Here is a 16,404-nt window from a genome sequence, read left to right as displayed (position 1 = left end):
CGGACTCGTGGCTGATGCCGATCCCGCGCTCGGGCAACAGGTCTTCGACATTTCGGAGCGACAGCGGGAGGCGAACGTACATCATGACCGCCAGGCGGATGATCTCACGGCTCATCTTGAATTATCTGAACGGGGGGCAGGTTTCGACATCAAGGGAGGCTAGTAGGCGCCCTGCCCCGCCGCAAGCCAGGTTCTTCTGACATGAACGCAGCCGGTATTTCGCGGCCCTTTCGGTGGCGAAGGCAGATACGGAGATCCCGACCAGTGCCTCGATCCTGTCGACTGGCTTCGATGCCTCCACCGAAGATCTGTCCACGTATTCCTTCATAGTCGATCTCTGAGCCGGCGTCACCGCCAACCTGTTTGACTACGTCAATAGCGCCAACTCGCATCGCGCTTCACCATCGCCAAGGGCGTTCCGGCCGGAATGTTCGAAATCACCGTAACCTGTTCCGCAGCTGCCGTTCGTCTTGCCATCCATAGCCGGACGCTCAAGGGGGCAGATGCGGCCGGTGCAGTTTCTGTCGGTAACAATGGTACCTCGGCCTTCATCGACGCTCCCGCCGGCGGCGCCGTGCTCGCCATCGGCGCATCCATCAACCCTGTAAGCAAGAACTTCGACTGGGGTGGGCTTTCTGAGAGGATCGAGTGGGCCGATTATGGCGACACCTTCGGGTCCGGCGCGGCAGATGCAGAATTTGGCAGCGCGAGCGTGGGCCATACAGTAGAGATGAGCACGGATGGGGATTTCCGATAGATTGCTCTGCTGGCGGTTCCGCCGCACTAATTTGCCACACAGGGCATTGCATGCGCGACGAGTTTGCCGACGTAGCGGTCAACCGACAATTCGTGTCGGACAATCGTTTGCGGCCGTCATCGCGCAAATTGTTGCCTGCAACCGAGCGAAACGACGGACTACGACTGGATCATTCTTTCGGTTGCCATGCCTGGGTCTCAGTCATGGTGTAGCCCCAAGGCAATCCGGCGTTTTTCCAACCATTCAGGTCACGGTGACCGGTCTCCTTGTTGAGATCGCCCTCGATGCCCTCGAAAAGAGCATAGACCTTCGAGTAGCCAGCCTTGGCCAGTGCATTGACCGCCTTGGCAGTTCGACCTCCCGACTGACAGATAACGAACAGGATTTCGTCTTTGCCCCGACCTTCGCGCTCGACAATCCCAGCCACCTGATCGAGAAAGGCGGGGTTTGGCGTCATTGCGTATTTGCCCTTGTCTGGGAGAAACTCATCAGCAACCGTCATAAGAGGCACGACTGCATCTACGCTGTCAGGAAGACCCACGAAGGTTGCCTCTTTCGGATCGCGAACATCAATGAACACGATTTCGGGCGTTTGCTCCAAGGCATCATGAGCTTCGCTCGGGGTAAGGTAGTATCCCAAAGTTGTCTGCTTCTTTGTCGGGACTTGGTCTGGCTCGACTGATTGCTCAAGTCCGTATGCGGCCACCGGAAGCGACAACAGCACCGATAACCCGATAGTTTTCAGGTTCGACATAACTCTATCCTCCTCTCCACGAGGACGTTTGCGGGTGTCTAAAGACGCTCCCACACGCTTCGCCCAACTCATACCCAAGAAAGAAATTCGGTACCAAAACGATGAGAGCACAATAGTAAATTGACGCAGGGTCATCCATGATCTCTGTCAACGCCCCGAAAGGCACCACAGATAGATTCCAATTCTCAATGCGGAGCTGCGGCAAGATCGGCAAATGGCACCAACGCGCAGTTCGCGGCGGGCCGCACCGAGGTGAACTCAGCGGACGAAGCTGGCGTTCGCAGTGGCGCGGTACAAACAAGCCAGTCACACATCTGCTCTTCGGACATTCCTAACGCCCGTGAGATTTGCAGCGTAACGGTGGACCAAAACTCATCGATCGGCCCTGCCTCGTGATCCATTACGAATTGACCGATATCTTTACGGAAACGATTTCCTCCCATACGCTTGCGGAACCATGCCAAGAGGAGGTTAAAATGCAGATCCGTCCGACAATTGCGTTGAGCCCCATCCTGGTAGCCTTTAATTTCTCTTCCTCTGCCGCCCAGGTAACGACCGACACTGGCACGATCCAGCCAGAGCGGATCGAGCGCTTTTTTAACCAGTCCGGATATTCGCCTTACGCGGAGCGTAGTTTCCCGATGGTGCCTCTCTGGGGCGAGCAGCACCTGCATACCTCCTGTTCGCCCGATGCCTTCGGCGGCGGCACACGGGTCGGGCCCGACGAGGCCCTGCAATATGCCAAGGGGGCCGAGATCACGTCGAACACCGGCCAGCCGGTCAGACTTTCACGCCCCTACGACTGGATCGTGGTCGCCGACCACTCCGACGCGCTCGGTGTCGTGGCAAGCATCTAGGAGGGCGATCCCGCCTTCATGTCCGATCCCACCCTGAAGCGCTGGCATGACGAGATGAGAAAGGGCGGCGAGGCTGCGACGGCGGTGGTCATGGAAATGATCACCCTGCAGGGCGAGGGCAAGATACCACCCGCCATGACCGACACCACGACGCAAATGGACATGTGGCAGTCGATGACCGGGATCGTCGAAAGTCACAACGACCCGGGCACGTTCTCGGCCATGATCGGCTATGAATGGACGTCGAATTACGGCGGCGGCAACAACCTGCACCGCAACGTCATCTATCGTGGCGACAAGGCCGAAGCCGACCGGGTGCGCCCCCTGACGACCTTCGACACCGAGCTGCCGCGCGAACTCTGGGACTGGATGGCGAAATACGAAGAGGTGACCGGCGGCCGGGTTCTGGCGATCCCGCACAACGGCAACCTGTCGAACGTCCTGATGTTCTCCACCGAAACGCCCGACGGAATCCCGATCGACGCCGAATGGGCGATGAGCCGGGCGCGGTGGGAACCGCTTTATGAAGTCACGCAAGGGAAGGGAACATCCGAACAACATCCGTCGCTGGCGCCGGCCGACGAGTTCGCCGATTTCGAGATCTGGGATGCGGGCAACCTCAACGTGGTGCCCAAGGAGCCGGGGATGCTCGATTATGAATATGCCCGCGAAGCGCTGAAGCGCGGCCTGAAGCTCGAAGGCGAGTTTGGCACCAATCCGTTCAAGTTCGGGATGGTTGGGTCGACTGACGCGCACACGGGCATCTCGTCGGCCGAGGAGAACAACTTCTTCGGCAAGTTTCCCGCGAGTGAACCAGACCCAGAGCGTTCGACAGGAAACGCCTTCGACTTCGACGGGCGTACAGTCAAGGACTGGAAACTGGGCGCTTCAGGCTTGACAGCGGTGTGGGCGGTGGAAAACAGCCGGGCCGCGATCTGGGACGCGATGAAGCGTAAGGAGGTCTATGGCACAACCGGAACGCGGATGCTCGTGCGCTTCTTCGGCGGCTGGGAATTCACGACAGAAGATTCTCTCGGACGCAACCCCGGCGCCGTCGGGTACGGAAAAGGCGTACCGATGGGCGGCGACCTGCCGCCAGCGCCTGAAGGTGCCGCGCTGTCCTTCCTCGTCGCCGCGCTAAAGGATCCTTTGTCGGGCAATCTCGACCGCATCCAGATCGTCAAGGGCTGGCTCGATGCGAGCGGCGCAATGCAGGAACAGGTGTATGACGTGGTCTGGTCAGGCGAGCGGTCGCCGGACGCGGATGGCAAGCTGGCGTCGGTCGGAGATACGGTGGATGTCGAAAACGCGACATGGACAAACACCATAGGCGCACCCGAGCTTATCACCGTCTGGCAGGATCCGGATTTCGACCCATCGCAGAAAGCCTTCTACTACGCGCGGGTGATCGAGATCCCGACGCCCCGTTGGACTGCCTATGACGCCGCCTACTTCGAGGACGCGGACTTCGCGCCCGAGGTCCCTATGACCGTTACTGAGCGCGCCTACACCTCACCGATTTGGTACACGCCGAGATAACATCTGCAAAATGCGCGCACGAAGCGATTGCCCCATTTGGGCTCGTCTTTGCCGTTCGCCGCATATTTTTTGAACGTCCGGTGTGGGACAGTACGTCACTCATTGCCGTTGCTGCACCAGCAAATCGGCTCGGTCCGCCTAGTGGCACCTTTGCGCAGTGAACAGACCACTATTTGAAGATATGGGTAGGCTTTGGACACGGTGCTTTTGGTGCGGTTCCGTGCCTCGCCTCAAAGCAACATGGCCTCTGCTCCATGAGCGAGCGACACCATGATCGTTGCCGTAAGCAGGACCGAAAGAGCACCAAGGGATAGGCCGACGAGAGCGACCAGACCATCGCGTTCGACGATGCCGACCCCGAAAGTGAAGAGAGAGACGGCCGGAAACCAGCCGCTGAACGGGACCGGCAGAAAGAGCGCGAAAGCGATGACGAAAAGGAAGACGCCCGAGAGCCGCTCGTACCGAGGCGCGAAAAGCGTCGTGTGGCGGGGGGTTAACACGCGCTCCAGCCGGCGGGTGACGGGTCTAAGGCGCAGAACCGTCCGTCGCACCTTGGCCTGGTCGAGTTGCAGGCGCGCCAGCGGCCCCGGAAGTCGAACATGGGAGTAGCCGAGTATCATCTGAACCGTCGTCACGAGAAGCGGCAAAGCGGTGACGACAGAGGAGCCGGGCGGCAGCGGCAGCAGGGTCAATAGCGAGAACACGACGATTGCCCATCCGAAAGATGCCTCGCCCAGCGATGAGAGCAGATTGCCGAGAGTTAGAGTTCCTGCACGATGATGATCGCGGGATGTCCTCAGGATCGGAAGCGAGAGGGACGGTCGCCGTCCTGCCCCATTCTGCGTATTCATTCATTCCCTCTCAGATGATCCGACCGCATATCAGTCTCGACCATGAGCCTGCAATCCCTCGAGCGTCCAGCTTGCGCAGTTTTTGCCAAGAACCAGCCGAGCGGGTGGTGTGAACCGAGCCGGGTCTGCCGGAGGCTGTTTGACGTAAGCTACACGGCCATGGTTTCAGTTTCCAGAGCTGCGTAGAAGCTGGCTTCGGCTTCTGCTGGCAAGATGTTTCCGATGGGTTCCAGCGGGCGGCGGGTGTTGAACCAGTCGACCCATTCGAGGGAGGCGTATTCCACGGCGTCGAAGTTGCGCGAGGGGCCGCGGCGTTGGATGGCCTCGGCCTTGTAGAGGCCGTTGATCGTCTCGGCGAGAGCGTTGTCGTAGCTGTCGCCGACGCTGCCGACTGAGGGTTCGATGCCGGCCTCGGCCAGGCGCTCGGTGTATCTGATCGATAGTTATTGCTCTGCCGATTGCCAGGCCGAGCTTCGAACACGCGCCATCCTGATCTCCATGAGCGACAAGGGAAACCGCTACGACAACTCGATGGTCGAAACCGTCTTCAAGACCATCAAGTTGGAACTGATCTGGCCGGTTGCATGGCAAACCCGCCATCGGGCCGAAAACGCCATCGCCAAATACATCGACGGGTTCCACAACCCTGTCAGACGGCATTCATCACTCGGCTTCCAGAGCCCCATCGCATTCGAGCGGAAGGCCCCGGAACTGAGCTAATCGCTCTCCACCAAACCCGGGCAAGTCCAGTTACTTCTGACAACACCCGCGGCACGTCTTTAAACATCTGAATGGATCGTTTTTCGTCATCTCGAGAGGCTACGAGACCACCCTGCCCCGCTCAACTGGATTCGCTCTGACGCTGCCTCTGATTGGGTTACCAGCGTGAGCGTGATAGAATGATCGGCGTGGCACAAGACACCAAATGTTGGTTCCCCAAATGGCCAAAGCCAAGCAACTGATCGTTTCACTGAGCGTGCTGTTTTTTGCTGCAACGGTCATTTTGATTTTTGCCCTCAAGAGTGACCAGATGCGCGGCTGGCGCGTCGGGATTCTGGAGAATGCGCTGACCGAACTGCTGAAGACCGAGGTAGAGATCGATGGAGATGTCCAGATTTCCTTCGTTCCCGGCTTCAGCATCGCGGCGACGAAGGTGCGTTTGCCCACGCAACGGCCATCCGGGCAGGACCTGGCGCGGCTGCAACATGTTCGGCTATCTCTCGCGCCACTTCAGGGACTGAAAGGACAGAACTTTCTACCCGAGATCAGCGCACGTGACGTCAGTATCAATATCGTTCAGGAGAAGACGGTAGCCGGCGCGCCGAATACGGACGAGAGAGGCTATACCGGAGTGGTTGTGTTCTTTCTCGAGCGCTCAGTGGATCTGCGTGATGTGGCGGTCAGGATCGAGGAGTTCGATACAGGTTTCGAGTTCGAGATCTCGCAAGGACAGCTTCAGGTGTCGCAAGATGCCGATGACGCGCAGACCACGGTCACCTCCGAGGGTGTGATCAATGGAGGCGCGTTCGAGATTTCGGGCAGTTTTCCCGAAACTGCTCCGTTTGAGGCAAATGGAAAATTCGGGAAATCGAAGTTCTCGCTGCACGGCGAGCAAGATCCCGAAATGCCGAAAGGGAGCTTCAAAGGCGAGCTATCGGCGGAAACTGACGACCTTTCAGACCTTTTTGCAATGCTCCGACTGGAGAGCAACATTGAAGGAACCGGCAAGATCTCGTCGAAAGTCGAAAACGCCGAAGAGAGTTTTGCCTTCGAAGGTCTCGATCTTGATCTGCGACTCACGGACGGGAAGCGAGTCCAGGTTGCCGGTGATTTCGCAAACACGCCCAGCGGCGCCGACATGGACCTGCAGGTTGAGGCCGACCTTTTTCCGGCCGATCAAGTGATGCGGCCTGCTGTTTTTCTGCGTGACATTCGCCCCCAACGCGTCTCAGCGCGAGTTGTCGGAGAGCAGGGCGTTTTTCGGCTTGAACACCTGGACGTGGAAACAAATGCGTTTGATCACGACCTGAAAAGCATCGGCCCTTTCCGAATTGGAGACATCGATCGGACACCGGACGACTCCTTGCAGCTTACTGATCTCTCACTGGAACTCGGCCCCGCGCAGGCACCCTATTTAGCGGCCCGGGCGGATGTGCAGAACATTCTCGAAATGAGGGGCTTTTCCGTTACTGGTTCGCTTGATCTTCCAGTGTCATGGGTTCTCCGACACCTCGATCTCCAGGAAAGGGAACAGTTCGGGCACCTCGTCGGATCGCTTGATCTCCAAGGAAGCGAAGGAGAAGCGATCGAACTGCAGGCGGATGTGCATTCCGCGAACGCCGAACTGTGGTCTGGCAGTGCTTCGTTGTCGACGGATGACCTCAGATCTCTTGCAGACTTTTCCGCGAAAATGAACCTGGACACGGCGGATGGGGCAACTTTCTTCAAGGCATTGGATCTGAAGCCGGTGAATACCGGACAGGTGGTGGTTGAAGGCAAACTCGATCGCATCGAAGGTGCGCTGCAATCGATCTTCTCCGTGGAACTCGGCGGTTCGAAAATCGGAGCCAACCTGAAGTCTACGCTGGTTCAGGGCGCTCCTGTCATCACCGGAGCCGTTGAAAGCGACAAGCTTGCGCTGGTGGATCTGAGGAAATTCGTTCTCGCCTTCCGCGAGTTGGAAAAAGCTGCGGAAAGGCATTCCGAGCTTCAGAAGCAGCGTCATGCCAACTTGGGCTCCACGGAAGATGGAGAGTTCCAGCCGCTCGTTCTGCCGACGGAACCAGAAGAGCCGGACGCGGGAGAGGATCTCGAAGGTTACCAGCCGCTTGTGATCGAGACACAGAATGGACAGGCTCGTGCCGAGATGTCCGATCAGGAAGATCTCTCGGACTTTCAGCCGCTCGTGCTTGCAAGCGGGATCGGAGACCTTCCGATTGCCGATATCGAGGATCCACGCCGGCTCGCAAGAGCCTTGGACGCAGATATCGGGATCCATGTGCGAAAGCTGACCGGACAAAAGGGAATCTCGAAGTTGAACAGTCAGCTGGTTGTCAAACAAGGGAAGCTCAACTTCGGGCCGCTCTCGGTCAAATATGGCGGCGGCTCTGCTGTCCTCAGCGCCGCCATGAACATGGTTGATGCGCCCGGGCTTCTACGCGTTTCGGGCCAGACTAGTGGTTGGAACCTGGGAGAGATCCTCCAATCCTTGAATGTCGGCGTCGGAGCATCCGGGACACTGCGAGGGAGCTTCGACCTTCGGGGCAGCGCTTCGTCATCTCGCGCATTTCTGCGGACCATGCGTGGCAAGGCTGAACTTCGTATGTCGAACGGCCGGATCAGTACCAGCCTTATTGAACTCACCGGACTGGGCGTGCTGCCCTGGCTCTTTTCGCAGGAGATGCGGAGAGGTTATGCCGATATCGTTTGCATGAGAGCGCCGCTCAGGGTCGATCGAGGCCGGATCGAATTCAATTCTGCCGTTCTGGAAACCCGCCGCGTACAGCTTGTGGGCAAAGGGGTCATCGACGTCCCGCGCGATCAGATCGCCTTCAGCGCCGTTCCTCGCGCGGTGGGGCGTCCATTGTCGCGCAGCGCGTTGCCATTTACCGTTCAGGGCTCTTTGCACAACCCGAAAGTGAACGTCAAGTTTGGCGGCTCAGCACCACGGCGCGTTCCTCTTGAAATGCCCGAAAAGCGCGTCCCTTGCGTCCCCGATTACAGGCAGATGGTCAAACCGCCGAGAGGTCGTTGACGGACAAATTCACCACCCGGGGATCACTGTGCGGACTGACATTTCTTCACCTCCCGGAGCGCACGGGCGGTTCCGCTGAGATCGAGGTCGAAAGATCCACCGTTGGGTCCGATAACCGTCAGGGTCTTGCGCTGTCCGAACTCCGTGACCAGGTTCTGGTTGTTGAAAAAGGCCCACCCCCCCTTCCAGTCCTCCTCCTCGATGATCTCCACGTCGCCTGCAAATTTCTCCTTGTCGGTCAGAAATTTGACGATACCCGTTGCGCCCGGCGTGAGATCGCTCCAGTCCTTGCTAAGCGCTGAAAAGAACCCTCCGTCGCGCTCGGGTACGTAGCCAAATCTGACACGGATTCCCAGGTCCTCGAAATCCTTCTGGAGCAGGCAGCCATTGCCGTTTGCATGATCCACGGCAATCACCCAGTCGCCTGACGTTCCCCAATTCTCAAGATCGGAGGCCAAGGCACTTGACGTGCAGAACAACGCAATCAGCATCGCCCTAAACGGTGTGCCGGCCCGAAACCTCATTTCCCAAACATGGTCTGCTAACCGCATTCAAAGCCCTCTCCTTCGAATACGGATAGTCTTTGGCCTGCGATTGAGTCAACTCAAGGACCAGGGTCACGTTCGCGATTGATACGAGCTTGTGGACGACCAACGTGGCGGTGGCTTTGCGCAGTTATCCAACTGCTCGGAGACCTTCTGCGAAGGATTTCAATGCTGGATTGCGAAGAACGGAAAAAAGGGCGGCTAGACTCCATCACGAGGCGCAGCAGGCGTTGACCGCCACAGATGGAACGCTTGCCGCGCAGAATGCCGCTGTCATGGGTGATTAAGATTGCCTGCGGAGCATGCGCAGGCGATACGACCCCGTTTGGCAAACCACTTCTGCGGGAGCAGAACAATACAGTCGAGCGCACCGGCGGCAACGCTGAAGTTCATAGGCCTCGTTCCTGCAAACGGCACGTCATCCCACCCTCTGGCGGTTCCTGGACCAATCCTTCCGCGTCATTCGGATCGAACAGAAAGGCACTCCAGAACGCGCCCTGAACCTCCGGATATTTTTCCGCTTTCGTCTGCAGCTTGACGAGGTTGTAGCCTGTCGCTGCGAGTTCATGACTACGTTCAAGAACGGCTGCAGGAAGATGTCCCAGATTCCATTCAAAGCGATAGAAGTCGTTCGACACTTCTTTGCCAAACCCTTCATCAATCTCACAGAACTCATCCTGCCAGGCATAGTACCGTTCCAGAAGACGCATTGCCTCGCGGCTGTTATCGGACCGATGGCTCTGCGTGAAGTATTCGACCATCACGTTCTGAGCAAAGCTCGCGCCCGGATCGTCGCGGTTCTCGATCCTGCCAAATACCGCGATGCGTCCATCCGCGTCGATCCCCTCTGACCGAGCGATCCGCATGCGATCCAAAAGGATAGTTGCGGCCGACCAGGCCTCCATGCGCGGCCCTGCAAACCCACCAAACATCAGATACTCCGCGTCGGGGTGCGAGGGTGCGGACCCGCTTCCGTCAAATGCTCCCAGATTTTTAAGCCCGTTGTGCGACTCCATTTTTCCGGAAAGCTGCGTCATCAGGTTGGGTTCGCGCACGGAGACATTTGCGAGAACGGGCCACTCTTCCTGCTCAGCAAGCCGGATCCTCTTTGTCATCTGCCGTTCCGGTGTCAGCCACAACCGGAGCGTTTCGCTGTCAGCAAGGACAGAACGGGTCTTCCGATTGCACACAAAAACAAGCTGTAGTGCCTCGTAATCGAACGGACGCGCCAGGTCTTCCATCGGCAATGCGAAGGAAGTGATGCAAATGCCGTCGCCAACAGTCTTTGGCTCGTAAGCTTTCTCCCGCAGCCTTTCGTCGAGAACCTTGCGGGCCGCTTTCGCAAGCCTACGCATCCCGTCTTTTGCAGAGGCGGACTCTTCCTGGCTCAACGTTCGCGGCCGTGTTGCCAGAACCGGCATCTTCAGACCCGCATCTCGTTCCATCTCGTCGAACCAATCGGGAGCGTAGGCCTGAGCACCGAGAACCCATTGCCAGAATATCTCGATGTTTTCCGGCGCGCTGGCAGAGGGACGCCACCAACGCCGGCCAGTGGCGTTGCTGCTGCGGTCTTCGAGGGCAAGACGCGAACCAATTCCCTCGACAAACAAGCGGCGTTTCTCGGCGTCGAAATTGCTCGACAGAGCGAGAAAGAGAAGAGCGCGCGATAACTCTCTGGCGTCCTTGACGTTCAGGCGTCGGTCGTCCGGCGGCTTGCCGTCGCCCCGGATCCGTTCATTGCTTAGTAGATGGTCCAAGACTGCCGTGATGAACCCACCCGAAGAAGATCCGACGAAGCAGCTCAGATCGATCGCCGCACGTTTCCCCGGCGAGATGTCTTCGAAAGCCTGCGCTCGCAAAGCGGCAAGTTCGACCTGCGCCGAGAGCCAACCCATGGTCGAAGCCCAGTTGTAGCCGTTACCCTGCACGACGCCACATTGGACAAAGACCTTGTCCGGTGACTCGGAAGCGCTGAGTGCCCCACCGATTGACACGCCGAAGAAGAGCAAGGGGAACACCAGAATCCAATGACCTATTCGGCGTCGATCAGACATTCGATCTTGCATCAACTTGCAAAGGCCTTTGGCAGGTTTTTCGTTCCTAGTTCGCTCATTATGCTCATACCCGTCCATACCTCTTGTTCCTCAGTCTGGATCGGTTCGGTCTTCGACCTTACACTCTTCGCTTCGAGCTTCGCCTGCAAGCGGTCGCGCGCCTTGGGCATCTGCCCTAAAGAGCCAAATGATCATCTCGCAATCTTTCCAGCGGCTGACCAAGTAGCCGGGAGAATTTCTTTGGTTCACTCATCAGCCATCGTACTCCAGCCAACGCGACGACCAAAACACGCGATTGGTGAAGGGCCTCCCGCGAAAAATCGTCGGGTTTTTCCGGGAAGCGCTCAGTTTTCTGGATCGGCGGCCAACCATGCATTGGCATTCAACCCGGACCACCCAACCGGGTCAACTCAGGCGGCTTGGGCGATGGCCGAGGTCGACAGAAGGCCACCTGAGAACACAAGGCATGAGACCGCACGAAACTTCATCGTACTCCTCCCAGAATTATTGTTCTTCAGTGTCGTCAGCGAAAGCCTTATCCTTCTGGCGTGTACCAGATCGGCGACGAGTAGGCGCGTTCCTGGTGAATCAATTGTGCCTCCTCCGGCAGCTCGATGCCGTAGCGCACCTTGTCGTAGACAACCCAGCGAGGCGTCGGGATCTCAAGAACACGGACGTAGTAGAAGGCTCTCTCGGCAGGATCGAAATCCGGGTCCGACCAGACTGTGGCCAATTCGGAAGCGCCGATCGAGTTGCTCCAGCTTGCTGTCTCCAGGTCTACGGTATTCCCAACCTCCGGCAATTTCCCATCGTCACCCGGCTCGCGCTCGCCCGTCCACGCGACGTCAAAAACCTTCTCATGGAGGCCTCCATCTGCATCCAACCATCCCTTGACGACCTGAACCCGATCGAGGTTGGCACCAATTGGGTCCTTCAGCGCAAAGATCATGAATGACGGCACCGAATCTCCCACGCGCGGGGTCAGATCACCCCCCATGGGCACGCCTTTGGAATAACCCGCAACCGCCGGCGAGCGCGTGAGCAGATCGTTTTCGTCAAACTCCCAGCCGCCAAAGAACCGCAATCCGATGCGGGGACCCGTCGTTGCGTAGGTTTCCTTGCGCTTGAACGCATCAAAGATCGACTCGCGGGTGTTCTCGTTCGCCCAGACGGCCGTGTAACCCGAGGCGACGAGTTCGTAGCCTTCGATCCGGCCCATTTCATTCGCGATGAACGGATGCGAGATCCGTGTCGGGGACGGTTCCACGCTCACGGATTTGCCAAAGAAGTTATCCTCCTCCGCGGTCGCAAGCGAGGTGTGGCTGTCGGTCGCCCCGCCCATGCCGAACTTGTAGGGGTTCGTGCCGAATTTCGCCTCTAGCGCTAGTCCACGCTTGAGCGCTTCGCGGGCATATTCCCCGCCCAGCATCTCTTCAGTCTTGAGCTCGGTAATGTCCAGGTTGCCGACGTCCCAGTTCTCATAATCGGCGAACGGATCATCGGGGCTCAGCGCGGGATGGGCCTCGCCGTCGCCCTTGATCTGGGTCGTCTCGTAATGTGGCTCCCACCTGGCACGGGCTTCGACATAGGCCTGATCCACCGGGCCTCCGTGATACGTGGTTTCGGTCGGAAACATCCAGCCGTTGGACAGGTTGCCATTATGCGCAAACGCGACTGCCCGGCCGCCGGTCTTTTCCTGGTACATCTCGAGCCACTCGTAGAGCACCTTGGGATCGGTACTGCCCAAGGGCGGCTGGGTGGTGGGCGGGACGACCTGCAGGGCGCGCATCGCACCGTCGCGCAGCATCACGTTGCGGTGGAGATTCATGCCCTTGGGCACCGACGTCCACTCGAAGCCGATAAAGGCAGAGAACTCGCCGGGATCGTTGTGTCGCTCGGCAGCCTGAACGATCTTTTCCCAAGTGAAGGCGAAGGGATCTCCGCCCGGGCCGTAACCGGTTACAAACTCCTCGGGCAGGGTCATCTGGGCGAAATTGGTGATCAGGTCGAAAGCGCTCTGGCCGGCAGCTTCGCCGCCGGCTGAGTAGCCTGCATACCATTCGCGTCCCTTCTCGCTAGCCAGAATATTCGGATTGCCTGCCTGCAAATCGGGGGCGAAGCCCATAAGGTCGGTGTGATCCGTCAACACCATCCAATCGAGCGGTCGGCCCAGCTTCACCGGTTGTCCGGTCGAGGAAATCACCTGCTCTCCCTTTGCAAAGCGCCATGCTTCGTCCGGCCCCAGGATATTTCCGAATGCGCCCGCATCGAGCGACAACCCGGTATGCAAGTGGGTTTCTCCCCACAAAGGTCGCGCCGGGAAGGTCCGGTTGGCGTAGGGCGAATACGGTCGTTCGGGCAGAACGGTATCCGCACCCTCGTGGGTCGTATCGACCTGCGCGATAGCCGCAGAGGAGATTGCTATAAGTATCGCAGTCGTGGAAAAAAATCTAATCATGGAGTCCTCCCGGATAAGTCCTCGTTGGTTCGAACCGTCTTATGATCAGCGGTGCTTGAGCCATGCTATCCGTGGCATTGCTTGCAAGATGAACCATTTGGCGACAGGCTGTTCATAATTTCAGTCTTCCAGAGGGGAAACTCGGTGACAGGATGTCCGCCGACCGTCGTAACAGAAGCGCTTGGCCCAATTCCGGGCTTCGTTTTCGACGGGCTTGGCGAAAAAGCCTTTCTTGGCTGCATGAACGACGCTGCCCTGTCGCCGAACTTGATCGCAGAACAGAAGGGATTCGTTCCCGCTGCCGCGATCAACAGGTTCTTGGCGAGCGTGGCAAAACGCTCTGGAGACGAGTTGTTTGCCATTCACTACTTATCACAGCTCTCGGTTCTCGATTATGGCATCTGGGGCGAATACGTTCTGGAAGCGCCGTCGCTTCTGGATGCAATCCTGCGGGCGACACGCATCATTCATTTGCATGCAAGTGACGACCATTTGACACTCGATGTTGGTACCAACACGGCCACGTTCCGATACCTCTATGCTGAACGAAAGGTCGAAGGATACCCGCAGGTCGCGATCATGTCTGCGAAAGCAATGATCAGCCTCGCACATCACTATCTCGGGTCGACCTGGTCGCCGCTGTATATGGGCTTTGATCTTAGCGAGCGAGGGCGGTCGTCCCGGCTTGAGACCGTGTTTGACTGCCCGATACGGTTTGGTCACCGGTGCCTGGAGCTCGAAATTTCCAAAGCTGACCTGCTCGCCCCGAATCCGAAAAGTCCGGGCGTACAGTACCTTACTCGTCAGGATGTCGAACGAGCTAATGGCGGTGGTCCTCCCCAACGGTATTCGGACATCGTTGCGAACATTCTTCGGCAGAATCTTGGTTATGATCAAAGCTCAATCGATAGTGTGGCTCAGACACTCAGGTTGAGTAAGCGAACGCTTCAACGGCGCCTTGATCTCGAGGGACACTCCTTTCGGGAGTTGCTCGCCGAAGTTAAGATGCAGCGCGCGGTGGAGCTTCTGGGCGAGCGGGATATTTCCATTTCTGCTCTTGCCGAAACTCTCGATTATGCGACGCCAAGCCATTTCGCCCGGGCCTTTCGGTCGAGCTTCGGGGTTTCGCCCACCAATTTCCGCGCGCAACGAGGCCATCGGAACTAAGACGGAAAGACTGCTCTTTCCCCGGGCCGGCGCAGAAAACCGGCGAACGTCCACCTGAAAAAACGTGCTTTCCAGACCTTGGCGCAAAATGGTTCACCGATCCGTTTTGTCGCTGATAGGGCTTTTCAATCGGACCGGGGCACCAGCCGAAAGGGAAGAGAACAATGGGTGAATTGCTGCGCATGGTCGCGATCGGGCTGTCATTGGTTGCCGCGAGTGTTGCCTCTGCGCAGGACAAACCCAACATCGTCCTGATCAACCTGGACAATTTCGGTTGGGGTGAGCCTGGGTTCAACGGCGGCGGCATCATCCGCGGAGCTGCCACGCCGGCGATGGACGCCCTTGCCGAAGAAGGCATGCGGCTGACGAATTTCAACGTCGAAGCCCAGTGCACGCCGTCTCGTGCGGCGCTGATGACCGGTCGCTATGGCATCCGATCCGGCAACCACACGATCCCGGTTGCGGGCGGTGTCTACGGTATGACGCAATGGGAAGTCACCATGGCGGAGATGCTCAAGGAGGCGGGCTACAACACGGCCATGTATGGCAAGTGGCATCTCGGGTGGAGCGAGGGGCGCTATCCCAAGGATCAGGGCTTCGACGAGTTCTACGGCGTCGAAAGCACGGACCAGACCACGTGGACGGTCCAGGGACGGTGGAAGGCGCTTGGGATTGAGCCGCCCCATGTCATGGAAGGGCTGGCAGGCCAGGAGGCCACGATCGCCCGCGAATACGACATGGAGTATCGGGCCTTGATCGACGGAGACCTGACCGACAAGGCCATCGATTTCATCCAGCGCAAGAGCACTGAAGACGCGCCGTTCTTCGTCTATTTCGCCATGACGGCAACCCACACACCCGTCATTCCGCACCCGGATTTCCAAGGGTCAACCGGCAAGGGCTTGTGGGCTGATCTTCTGCATCAGACCGACAGCTATGTCGGACGCCTGACCGCTGCGATTGACGAAGCCGGCATTGCGGAGAACACAATCGTGATCTTCACCGCCGATAACGGCCCGGAAGCCGTCAATGTTGGCAGCAACGACATTGCCATGACGGCCCATGCGCAAGGCACACCCGGTCCGTGGCGGGGAACCCTGTTCACACCTTTTGAAGGGAGCCTGAGGGTTCCGTTTGCGATCCGTTGGCCAGGAAAGATCCCGCCCGGATCCGCCAGCAACGAGATCGTCCATCAGATGGATCTCTATCCGACACTCGCTGCCATCGCAGGGGGCAAGGTGCCTGACGACAGGGCCTTTGACGGCGTGGACCAGTCGGCATTCTTGCTGGGCGAACAGGAAGACTCCAATCGCGATCATGTCATCGTCTACATGGGGGACGAGATCTACGGCGTGAAATGGACCGACTGGAAGGTGGTATTCAAGGAAAACGAGGCGGTCTACTCGGACACGAAATCTTACTCCACTCCGCGCCTCTATGACCTGATCAACGACCCCGGAGAGCGGAAGGACGTTCTGCTTCCCTATACGTGGGTAGCAGAGCAAGCGCTTCCGTATCTTGGCAAGCATTTGGAAACCTTCGAGAAATTCCCGGCCATCCCGCCGGGACAGCCCGATCCCTACGAGCCACAGGCACAATAATGGAAAAGTCCGTTTGCGCTTCCGGGACGGTCGATACGTCAAACGATATTCAGGAAAGCTGCCAGTG

At 58.2% G+C, this 16,404-nt stretch carries 9 protein-coding genes and 4 pseudogenes; 6 read left to right on the top strand and 7 right to left on the bottom strand.

Annotated features, from left to right (window positions below; all coding sequences use genetic code 11):
- Positions 1–115: pseudogene (locus AX756_RS25825) on the bottom strand (IS6 family transposase); the annotation flags it as partial.
- A gap of 312 nt (positions 116–427) precedes the next feature.
- Here AX756_RS25825 and AX756_RS21900 point away from each other — a divergent pair.
- Positions 428–757, top strand: coding sequence for a hypothetical protein (locus AX756_RS21900; protein WP_068317138.1), 330 nt, complete (start codon positions 428–430; stop codon positions 755–757).
- A gap of 169 nt (positions 758–926) precedes the next feature.
- On the opposite strand, the gene AX756_RS21895 is transcribed toward AX756_RS21900, so the two are convergent.
- Positions 927–1,511 (bottom strand): rhodanese-like domain-containing protein, encoded by a 585-nt coding sequence (locus tag AX756_RS21895; protein WP_068317135.1) that lies wholly within the window; start codon positions 1,509–1,511, stop codon positions 927–929.
- Between the two features lie 476 nt (positions 1,512–1,987).
- On the opposite strand from AX756_RS21895, the pseudogene AX756_RS21890 reads away from it, so the two are divergent.
- Positions 1,988–3,907 (top strand): annotated as a pseudogene (locus AX756_RS21890) (DUF3604 domain-containing protein).
- A gap of 230 nt (positions 3,908–4,137) precedes the next feature.
- Here AX756_RS21890 and AX756_RS21885 read toward each other — a convergent pair.
- On the bottom strand, positions 4,138–4,758 hold the full coding sequence (locus tag AX756_RS21885; RefSeq protein ID WP_068317133.1) for an exopolysaccharide biosynthesis protein: 621 nt from the start codon (positions 4,756–4,758) through the stop codon (positions 4,138–4,140).
- A gap of 149 nt (positions 4,759–4,907) precedes the next feature.
- Positions 4,908–5,201 (bottom strand): annotated as a pseudogene (locus AX756_RS25240) (integrase core domain-containing protein); the annotation flags it as partial.
- Between the two features lies 1 nt (position 5,202).
- Here AX756_RS25240 and AX756_RS21880 point away from each other — a divergent pair.
- Positions 5,203–5,478: pseudogene (locus AX756_RS21880) on the top strand (integrase core domain-containing protein); the annotation flags it as partial.
- Between the two features lie 220 nt (positions 5,479–5,698).
- On the top strand, positions 5,699–8,512 hold the full coding sequence (locus AX756_RS21875; RefSeq protein WP_068317129.1) for an AsmA family protein: 2,814 nt from the start codon (positions 5,699–5,701) through the stop codon (positions 8,510–8,512).
- A gap of 23 nt (positions 8,513–8,535) precedes the next feature.
- Here the strand turns inward: AX756_RS21875 and AX756_RS21870 are convergent, their stop codons facing one another.
- The 3 genes from AX756_RS21870 to AX756_RS21860 all read right to left on the bottom strand — a co-directional run bounded on the left by AX756_RS21870 (position 8,536) and on the right by AX756_RS21860 (position 13,569).
- Positions 8,536–8,919, bottom strand: coding sequence for a hypothetical protein (locus AX756_RS21870; protein ID WP_156461613.1), 384 nt, complete (start codon positions 8,917–8,919; stop codon positions 8,536–8,538).
- 527 nt (positions 8,920–9,446) lie between these two features.
- Positions 9,447–11,111, bottom strand: a complete 1,665-nt coding sequence (locus tag AX756_RS21865; RefSeq protein ID WP_068317126.1) for a hypothetical protein — start codon at positions 11,109–11,111, stop codon at positions 9,447–9,449.
- Between the two features lie 535 nt (positions 11,112–11,646).
- The gene (locus AX756_RS21860; RefSeq protein ID WP_068317124.1) at positions 11,647–13,569 is read right to left on the bottom strand and encodes a DUF3604 domain-containing protein; all 1,923 of its coding nucleotides are present in this window, start codon (positions 13,567–13,569) and stop codon (positions 11,647–11,649) included.
- 144 nt (positions 13,570–13,713) lie between these two features.
- Here AX756_RS21860 and AX756_RS21855 point away from each other — a divergent pair, with 144 nt between their 5' ends.
- The gene (locus tag AX756_RS21855; RefSeq protein ID WP_156461612.1) at positions 13,714–14,736 is read left to right on the top strand and encodes an AraC family transcriptional regulator; all 1,023 of its coding nucleotides are present in this window, start codon (positions 13,714–13,716) and stop codon (positions 14,734–14,736) included.
- Between the two features lie 164 nt (positions 14,737–14,900).
- Positions 14,901–16,337: an arylsulfatase gene (locus tag AX756_RS21850; RefSeq protein ID WP_068317118.1), complete on the top strand. Its 1,437-nt coding sequence runs from the start codon at positions 14,901–14,903 to the stop codon at positions 16,335–16,337.
- Positions 16,338–16,404 lie beyond the last annotated feature (67 nt).

Origin of the sequence: Aliiruegeria sabulilitoris, from assembly GCF_001558155.1 — a bacterium.
Taxonomy (GTDB): domain Bacteria; phylum Pseudomonadota; class Alphaproteobacteria; order Rhodobacterales; family Rhodobacteraceae; genus Tropicimonas; species Tropicimonas sabulilitoris.
The sequence above is the reverse complement of the archived record's forward strand: the minus strand, read 5'-3'. Positions and strand labels throughout refer to the sequence as shown.